The 9,115-nt window shown below is 57.1% G+C and carries 9 protein-coding genes; 3 read left to right on the top strand and 6 right to left on the bottom strand.

Annotated elements, in window-relative coordinates; genetic code table 11:
- Positions 1–170: 170 nt before the first annotated feature.
- The 6 genes from AC2FAN_RS26900 to AC2FAN_RS26875 all read right to left on the bottom strand — a co-directional run bounded on the left by AC2FAN_RS26900 (position 171) and on the right by AC2FAN_RS26875 (position 7,227).
- Positions 171–1,082: a tetratricopeptide repeat protein gene (locus AC2FAN_RS26900; protein WP_485177035.1), complete on the bottom strand. Its 912-nt coding sequence runs from the start codon at positions 1,080–1,082 to the stop codon at positions 171–173.
- A gap of 603 nt (positions 1,083–1,685) precedes the next feature.
- A complete protein-coding gene (locus tag AC2FAN_RS26895; protein ID WP_485177034.1) occupies positions 1,686–2,489 on the bottom strand; it encodes a DUF429 domain-containing protein in 804 nt (267 codons plus the stop codon).
- Positions 2,490–3,224: 735 nt separating this feature from the next.
- A complete protein-coding gene (locus AC2FAN_RS26890) occupies positions 3,225–4,466 on the bottom strand; it encodes a hypothetical protein (RefSeq protein ID WP_485177033.1) in 1,242 nt (413 codons plus the stop codon).
- 1,014 nt (positions 4,467–5,480) lie between these two features.
- Positions 5,481–6,596: a hypothetical protein gene (locus AC2FAN_RS26885; RefSeq protein WP_485177032.1), complete on the bottom strand. Its 1,116-nt coding sequence runs from the start codon at positions 6,594–6,596 to the stop codon at positions 5,481–5,483.
- A 128-nt stretch (positions 6,597–6,724) separates the two neighbouring features.
- The gene (locus AC2FAN_RS26880) at positions 6,725–7,021 is read right to left on the bottom strand and encodes a hypothetical protein (protein WP_485177031.1); all 297 of its coding nucleotides are present in this window, start codon (positions 7,019–7,021) and stop codon (positions 6,725–6,727) included.
- Complete coding sequence (locus AC2FAN_RS26875; RefSeq protein ID WP_485177030.1) at positions 7,018–7,227, bottom strand: hypothetical protein; 210 nt, start codon at positions 7,225–7,227, stop codon at positions 7,018–7,020. Before AC2FAN_RS26875 ends, AC2FAN_RS26880 begins: the two co-directional genes overlap by 4 nt.
- A 219-nt stretch (positions 7,228–7,446) precedes the next feature.
- On the opposite strand from AC2FAN_RS26875, the gene AC2FAN_RS26870 reads away from it, so the two are divergent.
- The 3 genes from AC2FAN_RS26870 to AC2FAN_RS26860 are packed head-to-tail and all read left to right on the top strand — an operon-like array spanning position 7,447 to position 9,115.
- Positions 7,447–7,713 (top strand): hypothetical protein, encoded by a 267-nt coding sequence (locus AC2FAN_RS26870; protein WP_485177029.1) that lies wholly within the window; start codon positions 7,447–7,449, stop codon positions 7,711–7,713.
- Between the two features lie 60 nt (positions 7,714–7,773).
- Entirely contained in the window at positions 7,774–8,583 is an 810-nt protein-coding gene (locus AC2FAN_RS26865) for a hypothetical protein (protein ID WP_485177028.1), read from the top strand.
- A complete protein-coding gene (locus AC2FAN_RS26860; protein ID WP_485177027.1) occupies positions 8,570–9,115 on the top strand; it encodes a hypothetical protein in 546 nt (181 codons plus the stop codon). Before AC2FAN_RS26865 ends, AC2FAN_RS26860 begins: the two co-directional genes overlap by 14 nt.

Raw genomic sequence — 9,115 nt, 5'->3', positions numbered from 1 at the left:
TGTGGGGGTGGACTCGGAGGTCAGCCGACAGGTGGCGGCCCCGACATCAGGTGAAATCCGCGCGTTATGGCAGGGGCAAGCGGAGGGCGGAACACGATGGTGGACTGAAGGGCTTTGCCAAGCTCTTTTTGGTGTCATCCGGACGCCGCAGCAGCGTGTTCGGAAGTAGGTTACACCTCGCCAATCGCGGCTAGGATATCCGCAATTTGGTCCAAGGCCACTGATGCGATCTTAAGCCCCGGATGTCCGGGTTCGGGAACGAGCAAATCTTTTGCTTCTCGAAGAAACATTCGTGCAATTCTGTATTCTGCAAGTTCTTTGAAGCACAATCCGAGAAGTAATAACGCTTCTGCGCGATGCGCGACTTCAGAATCTCTTTGCTTAAGCAACTCAAATCCCATATCTATGGCATCGTCAAATTCGCGCCTAACAAGAAGTTCATGAATTACCCCCAGTTGTAGTCGAGCAACTTCTTTAGTCGACAGGTCATCAATCTTTGTTGCGAGAAATTTGGTCGCAATTGGTAGCCAAACATGCCGTTCTATGTTTTTTTTAATTGAAATTATGCTACTTACAATCTCAATTTCCGGCAAATTGGCTTGCGCAAGCCATTCAGCATACTCCGTATAATTAGAAACAAACTGGCCGTAATCCTCACACGTATATCCATTTCGAGAAATGAAGGCAGAATTGACTATGTTTGATATATCAGTGTTCTTATTATCTTTAAAAAGCTCTATACATTTGCTCACCGCTTCGAGTGATACGTGCGGAGGAATTCGTCCGATCTGCCGATCCATCTCCAGCAATAGCTTCGCTCCCGCGATTTTATCGCCGACAGCTAAGTAACCGGCGAATAATGTTTCAAATTGTTCGATTTGTATATCGAGGACCGTTTCATCATTGGCTGCATCAATTAAGATTCTTCGATAGGCGTTTACAGAATCTTGGCTACCAGAACGCGCTGAATACCTCTCGATCATCACACGGGCCATCTGCGCTGCGCGTTCAGGCTCATTCAGCGTCCCCAATACGCTGCGCGTAAAATCAATATCACGCTGCGTCTTTGGGTCGATCGACACGATTCTCTCCATGATCTGGGTCGGTTGCAAAATAAGTCAGTCAGCCAAGTCGACGACGAAGCCGTCTATTGAGCCGTGGGTAACCCGACTTGCCGGCCGATCCGCGCGAGACCATAGAGCCAAGCTGATGGGGGACGAAACGGGGCTCAACTCGCATCGGTAGCCGAGGTCACCGATGTCGTCAGGCTGGTCAAATGGAAAACGCAGCTAGGCTACGACCTTTGCGTAGGTCAATCATAGAAAATCCTTGGACCGGCAGAGCCGAATTTCAGTGTCATATTCTTGCAGTGAGGGCAGTAATTACCACCGCTGAACATCTGGTCGTCGCCCCACCGAAAAACTTCCCGGCCCCCAGTTTCGGAGATTGACGGATCACCATACTTCGTGACCGCGTCGGACCCGCACTTCATGCACCGTAGAGGGGAGACACAGGTGTTCGCGTGTTCCAGTGCGTTACATTCTCGGCAATAGACCGGCCACAGCGAGCGCTCGTGGAAGGTCTCTCTCCCACCGCCGATCACCACGTTCTGCTTGTAATCGCAGCCTTCACAGGCCGCCTCGCGAACTTGTCCCATGCTATGGCTCTCTATCAATTTGCGGCAACTATCCTAGCGGTGCTGCTGTCGGAACCCAGATGGCACCATGATCATTCCCGAACGGGATGGCCGTTTCTGTCAGGACCCGCGTGCCAATCCAAGCACATACGACCGCGTCCAACTTATCCTCAAACGCTTTGGCCTCGATGCCGGTGGCCGCCAATGACGGCAGAGGCAGCGCCGATTCCACGCCGTCGATTTCAACATTCAACAGAGTGACGATCTTCGCCCACTCCTCAAACAGGCGGCCCCTTCGTCCGGCGGACGATAGGGCTGGCCAATATCTACTGACGTTACCGGCCTTGTATGGCAGGCGGCGCTCTGATTTCGCGAGTTCAACCAGAGCGGGATGGGGGTAAACCTCGATGAGCCCGCGCTTTGGTCGACCTGATGTGGCCAATGGATATCCGACCCGCGTGAACGCTGCCGTTAAGGAGTCGCTGATCGGTCCGGGCCGGGTGATGCTCGGAGTATGGGTGCTACAGTGCCGAGCGCCATAGGCACGAGAGACTGCATCGTCGGCTGCGCGTCTGCCCGTGATCGGCATCGATGAGAGCGGCATATCGACGGCAATCAGATCGGCACCGGATGGGTGCAATATGCGGCAGGCGTTAAGGAGTTCGGAGACATCCGCATGCCCGCCCGAGGGTCTGACCTCCGGTGCTTCGCCGGACGCGATAGCGACAAACGACCGATAGGAGGCAGCACAGGCGAGCAGCCGCCAATCTTTACCATCCCCGGCTACGAAGGCGACCCCGCTGGGTTGCTTCGCTGTCCATGCTGCGTCAATTCCGAGGACCGCGCGCGTCATTGAATCGCAGAACCTCCGTCAGATGCGCTTCTTTGTCTCATATTTCTCGCACCGCACGCATTTTCCCTGAATGAATCCGTCGTTCGAGGAGCGGCTGTCCTCGGGACCAACGGATTGGTAGCAAGAGCACCGGGACAAGCTGCCTGCATGCCGTGCTTTGGAGGGTGCCATCGATTCCCCCGGAAGTCGCGTTGGCTGTCTCGATTTGCTTTCCGGCGCTGAACTGTCCCCAATCCCCAACCGCGTCTCCCAAAACCCGGAGCGGCTCCAACCTGCGTAACCATCCCTGCCCAAGCTCCGTTCGGCTAGAAGAACTTCTTGCTGACCGGCTTCCCGTTGCCCTTGAATTCGACCGTGACGGCCTCCAACCTGTTGGCGTCGGCGGTTGGGATTGGTATCGAAATTGACGCACTCCCGTTTAGGCGCGAGAGGGCCGTCATCGACATCCGCCGCTCCACCGACGGTATGCGGGAGATCGCACATCTGAGCGCTTCTGGGAGAGCGGGCTTAGCCGGAGTAGCCGCAGTTCGAGCATTCGAAGCGGAGCGATTGACCCATTATGGCCTCCAGATGTTGAATGGACATAAAGGCGCGCAATCTCACTCGCGACCATTTCCTCGCGAGACAGATTATTTCGTAAATGCGATTTCAAAAGTCGTATATGTCTTCTGTTTTAGGAGATTTAAATATAATTCATTCGAAACACAAATATCTATAAATGCACGTATAAGTTAATTAATCTCCGTTTTCATCGGTATGTTTGGGTTTAAATTCTATAATAAGCTTTTTTCCTTCTCGTCTTTCTACCCGTTTCGAGTTCTTTATTCGATTGGAGACCGCCTTTCGTGCCAAGTCTTCCGTTTGTCTCGTGGCAGTCCTGAACTCTCGCTCGCTCTTTCGAGCTTGCGCTCGCTGTTCATGCGCCCATTGCACCCATTGCGCCTCTTTGATGAACTGGCAAAGGAATCGGACCAGAAGTTCCGACCATGGATCGCCCGCAGCCGTTCTTATGCCACTTATATTAAGCCGATCAGCCAATTGGGCAGGCGTCTCAACACCTTCTCGTTGCAGTGCAGTTACATGCACGGCCATGCTCGCAAGGAAGCTCTCCCGAGACACATGTTTTGCCTCGAAATACTTCCTGTACGCTGCAAACCAATCTGAGTGGCCATTCAACTCGCGATTGGACTGCGAGGCGGCCGTGGTCGTCGATGTAGCTTTCGAAGGTCTTTCCTTCGCGTGACCCGGCTCAACCGATGGCAAGACAATGCGATCGCCGTCTCGAAAACGAATCTCCGTGAGAGTGCGCTTCGCAAGCAGCGAAATCTCGGTTCCCGCCACGCTGATCAGATCGCCCCGCTCAACGATGGGCTCTGTCGAGGAACAGGTGAATTGAAATTGCCTTCCGTCTGCGGAATCGATGAATTCGCCCGAGATGACATTTCTTTCGCCCGAGCGGCTCACGTTTTTCACGAGAACGAGGGACCACGCGGACGTGGCGCGAATACCAAAGTGTTTGTCTTTCATTAGTCCGACGGTATTCGCGGCCGAAATTAACTCCTGAATCTCTCCAGCCCTTCTCCTGACAATGGGCTTCCAAGCTTCGTGGACGATTGCGCGGGGCTGCATCGGATTGTCGGTGCAGGGGTGCCTCGGCCAAGGTGGTCCGAGGTCATCGAAATAGACTCGGCTGCCAAATCTATTGGCGTAGAAAAAAACGGGAACCCCACAGACTGGGCATTTGGCATTGGGGTCGACAAAGCACCCCTGCGATCCGCGCCCGACATTGCTCCGCCTCAGGAAGTCCGCAGCGCGGTACTCGGGCGACCCATAGAAGCGAGCGATCCATTCGACGTTCCAGTGGTCGCGCCGAACATCGTGCTCGCGCACTTGGAACGTCTTGCCGTAGGCGTTCGTTCGGGAATGCTCCTTGCGTGTAAAAGTGCTCATCGACCCCTCACGGCCCAACACCGTCATCACCCTGTCCCCAAGATGGGCAACAAGGCCTCCTCGCTCCAGCCTAACTCTACCCCCTCGCGGCCAGCCTTCATCTAACCAATTTAACTGAAGCCATTCTCATCGGTGCGAGACCATTTGCTGGCGACGGAACGATGGGAAGAGAACGCCGATTGAGAAGGGATGTCTCTGCTGCATGGGGATGAGGAATGGCCGGTGCTCGGCAATTTTGGCGGTCGCGACAAAATCAGAGAAGGCAACACATTGAAGGCACGAGGATTTCGGCGAGACTTAGTTTTCATATGACTTTCTGCCCTCTCAAAATAGCCCGCTGGTATCGAGCTATGTCCTCAAATTGTGCGTTCAGCACCGAAACAATATTCGCCTATTGGCGTTCTCCTGAGGGTTCTTGACGAGTGCCCGCCCCTATGTCCGAGTACCCCCCTATTGGGAAACACTTAGGGGAAATGGGTCCGTGAGCAGGGGCCCCGGTCATGTCCAAAGGCGGTTGTTGGAAGTCTTCGCAGCCTCACGCGGCGAGGCGCTTTCAACAACGGAACTTTGCCGGGCCGTGTATGGTCGTCCTGCCGTCGATAAGAAGCAGCGGGTCGCCGTCCTCCGTGCACTTCGAAGGCTGGCTGAAGGGCCACTCTCTGGAGTCTGGCGGGCCGAGCAACTGTATGAGAGAGCCGACGACCTTTGGTATGAGCGACGATGGCTCCCGCTCACGGGGCCGGGAAGACGGCCGTTGAAGGGCAACTGAAGCGGGTTGACCCTGCCAGTTGGCCAACCCCATCCAGCCGAACACGTGACGCAGGGGTCTCGGGTAATGACGACCGCTTGTACGTCCGGCCTCCGTCGCGGGTTAGATGCGTTTCTTCGTCCCATATTTCCCGCAGCGGGTGCATTTTCCCTGAATGAACCCGTGGTTCGAGCAGCGATTGTCCTCGCACCCCACCGCTTGGCAGTAGGAGCATTGGAACAGGCTCCCAGCGTGCGTGGCCTTGCTGGCACCGAGGTGGCCGGGACAACTGCTCATTGCAGGCCGCCTTTCGCGAAGCCAGAGCCGATGGCGGACATCGCCAACGGTTCATGGGGGAAGAAGAAGCCGCCGCCGAGTTCGAGCAGGTCCTCGCCATGCCGGTCAGACGCCGCGAGAAACGGGACGCCGCGCTCGCTCAGAGCGTCGAATAGAAATTTCCAATCATCCGACGAGAGCTTTGCGTTCTTCGGCCCGAAGGCCTCCACGGCGAGCCAGCGGGCGTCGCCGACCAGTCGCCGGAACTCGATGATAATACGGCGCGGACGCGCGGCGCAGTAGATGGCGCGGCCAGCCGCAACCAAACGCACCTGACTGGCAAGACAGTTCCGGAACTGCCGACCCACACTGGCGAGCCGCCGTCCGGTAGTCAAAGTCTCGAAGTCGGTATCGTCTTCCGCGAACGGGCCGGGGTCCCCGAGCCGATCAAGATTTCGTAGCAAAAACCGGTCGGTCCAGCGATCGAGCCGGATTCGATCCTCCATCGCCCCTAGGGACTGGGCGATCGTCTCGTCGGTGGCCTCCCCGCAAGTGCGCCGGATCACGGCGAGGCAGGCAGTGAGCATCCGGGCATCGCCCGCACCGCCGATCTTCGAAAAGATGACAGGATCGAGCGCGATCGGATCGACGACCATCAGGGCTCGAAGAGCTTCCTCGTTGAAGCGCGTGCCGCACATCTTGATCACGCTGGCACGAGCGACGTCGGTCCGGCACAACTCGATCAGGTCGGCGTAAAGGGACCCGTCGGTCATGGGCCGATGTCCCAGCCGGGCAAGGCATCCCATCAATTCGCTCGGGAGGTGCCCGCCCGACAAAACCGCAGCGAGGTCATCGGGGCGACCATGCCGGATCGCACGAGCGACCAGCTTTGCAGGAGAGTCATAACGACCGTCGAGGTCCACGGTCGAGGCCGCCAGCAGAGCAGCGATCCGGTGCAGATCATCGCCGTCGTTGAGTTGCGCCAGTAGCGCGAAAGCCGCTTGCCGTCGGACCGTTTTGGCTTTGAGGAGGTCGACGATTAGACCGGGGTCGGCGGGTTCCAGCGCAAGAGCCCGCTTGAGAGCCCAGCCATCGAATCCATGAACAAACCCAGTCGTTTCGTCGTATGCCATCCAAACCTCGTTGCGTGGACAGGCACATTGCCAGCAAATCCAAATAAAGCAACGTAATTTTTTGGGTCCGTAACAAATTCAATGCGACGTGCGACGTCTCTGCCGAGCATGCCGACCAACGGCAAGGTTCAGGCCCAACGCAGCTTGAACATCGCGGCATCGGACTCGTGCTCGAATTCGAAGACGTAACCAATCAGCCGGCGATCTAGCGTCATCGCATGGACGTTGAACATGCCCTGACCATTTTCGTCCGCCCAGACCTTCGCAGCGGGCAAGCGGTATTCAATTTCTCGGTCGCCCATGTCCTCCCTTGTCCAGCCGGGAAGCTCGATTTTGTGAGGATAGTGGACCGTTGTATCGAAGCAGCGCTTCGTCTTGGCTTGCAGCCGATCGAGAACAGGAAGAAAGACTTCACGCGCCCTCATAGCCACGGCTCCAACAGCATCTGCTCGGCGCGCGCTGCGAGATCATCGTGCCCGGTTTCGAGAAGGTGCAAGCGAAGGTGGACGAGGTCCTCTGCGCGGAAACCGCCTACTTCGCAGATGTAGTTCGGAGCCCGGCCGAGCAGGCGCGAGAGGTGGCGTTTTGACCGAGCAATTCCTCGGTCTGTGATTGCTTCGATGAGGTTCATGGGATGCGTCTCCTTTTTGAGCCGCATCTATTTATCTCGGCAGTCGCGATCGCGATCACTTTGCCTCTGGGTTTGGTTCGCGCGCAATCACACAAAGCACCCTAGACTAGGCCCACTAGGACGATCCGTATGGCGCACTTTCGAGATATTGCCCGCCAGTCCAAGACACAAATCTCGGCGCGTGATAGCAGGGGTTGTTGGGGGTCGTGGGGAGCCATCATGAGCGTGGTCGAGGTTCGCGACTATGTGCTTTGGCCAAAGCATCTCCACGGTGATTCTGCTCTGCGTGATGAGCTACTTGCCCTTCGCGCCGGAGCCGTAGTCAGGCTTGTCGTGGATGGTGTTCAAGGCATTTGGGTGAAAATGGAGGATGGTAAAACTGGTGTGCCCACGCCCGGATTGAAGGCGATTGGGGTGGCTCGGCTCAAATGGCATGGCCTCTTCCGTGATCGCCGTGGTGCAGTAGTGGAAATAAGGAAACTTTAGGTGCGCCGTTCCAGCAAGCCCATAGAACAACCGCCTTCGGCCGTTGGAGCGCGGCAAGGCGTGCAGTTCGCTCCCGTAGAGGGGTGGTTCGGCGGAGCCGCTCGCAATTCAGCACTTGCAGCAGCAGGCTTCAAGGTCGAAGGCGGCGGCCCCCATCAATCGAAAACGATGATGCTTGGCGAAATATCAGCGCTTCTCGCACATGAGCCGTCTGGCGATTTGCAGGACGTCGTAGTAGCTCAAAACCTCCTCGGAAAGCCGTCGATGCGGGCGCGCGAGGCGTCGCTCTATAGGCTACGCCAACTCTACGCCGTCGGTGAAGACGCTCCGGTTGGTGTGGTGCTTCGCTACCTTTGGAAACTCGACAAGGAAGGGCGACCAATGCTGGCGCTCCTCTGCGCCCTCGCTCGTGATCCTTCTTTCCGTTCGGGCTCAAGCGCCGTGCTTGATGCCGTTCTCGGTGAGCAAGTGCGGTGGCCTGCCATTGCCGCAGCATTCGACTCCTATTTTCCGGGTCGCCATAGCCCAACCATGGCGAAGTCCCTTGCTCAGAATGCGGCGTCCTCATGGACCCAAGCCGGGTTTTTGAAGGGTGCTGTGCGCAAGGAGCGAGTGCGAGCGATGGCTACGCCAGTCACCGCCGCCTACGCAGCACTACTTGCAAACCTTTGCGGATTTGGCGGAGCACTGCTTTTGGAGTCGCGTTGGCTGGACGTTTTGGACCGCCCCGTAGAGGAGCGGTTACGGCTTCTCAAGCAGGCCGAGGGCATGGGTCTCGTCAAGGTCCGGTCGGCTGGTGACGTCTTGGAGATTGAGGTCTGCCGGACCATCGCAGAGTTAGCCGGAGTTCCTAACCTTGTCCTCGGTTGAGAGCCTGCTCACCGCCTTCGGTGAACGAACCATGGTGCCATGGAAGCCAGACGAGCCTGCCGCAGGCCGGGTTTGGATACTCTGGTACGACAACGCTCAGGAACGGCGCGTTCGTGGGCGGATTGGCGAATTCCGCGAAATTGCAGAACGAGCGGGAAAGGGTTGGACAGAGTTCGATCTGGCCTCCGAGTTTGCCCGCTGGATTGCTCGGCAAAAGTGGTTCGAACGTGCGGCCCGCAAACCGAACACATTATCGACTGTTCTACCCCAATTTGAGGACGAACTCGTCGCTCGCGTACGGGAGACCCTGAGTCGCGGCGGACCGAACGATATCTTCGCGCTAACGGGCGTCGCATCGCTCTTCGGAATCATGAGGGCCTCAAGTCTCATCGCCCGCGTTGCGGAAGCCATTCCGGGTCGAATGCTTGTGACCTTTCCCGGTACCCACCAGAACGGCATCTACCGACTCTTAGATGCACGTGATGGCTGGAACTACCTCGCTATCCCCATCCCTCCGTCAGATGCGGCGTGA

It is taken from the genome of Allobosea sp. RIT-PG3_2 (assembly GCF_057321085.1).
This window is presented reverse-complemented; position numbering and strand designations above follow the sequence as displayed.

Excerpts from the sequence above, each read along its gene's own strand:
- AC2FAN_RS26895 (WP_485177034.1), bottom strand. The coding sequence starts at position 2,489 with ATGACGCGCGCGGTCCTCGGAATTGACGCAGCATGGACAGCGAAGCAA.
- AC2FAN_RS26890 (WP_485177033.1), bottom strand. The coding sequence starts at position 4,466 with ATGACGGTGTTGGGCCGTGAGGGGTCGATGAGCACTTTTACACGCAAG.
- AC2FAN_RS26885 (WP_485177032.1), bottom strand. The coding sequence starts at position 6,596 with ATGGCATACGACGAAACGACTGGGTTTGTTCATGGATTCGATGGCTGG.
- AC2FAN_RS26880 (WP_485177031.1), bottom strand. The coding sequence starts at position 7,021 with ATGAGGGCGCGTGAAGTCTTTCTTCCTGTTCTCGATCGGCTGCAAGCC.
- AC2FAN_RS26875 (WP_485177030.1), bottom strand. The coding sequence starts at position 7,227 with ATGAACCTCATCGAAGCAATCACAGACCGAGGAATTGCTCGGTCAAAA.
- AC2FAN_RS26870 (WP_485177029.1), top strand. The coding sequence starts at position 7,447 with ATGAGCGTGGTCGAGGTTCGCGACTATGTGCTTTGGCCAAAGCATCTC.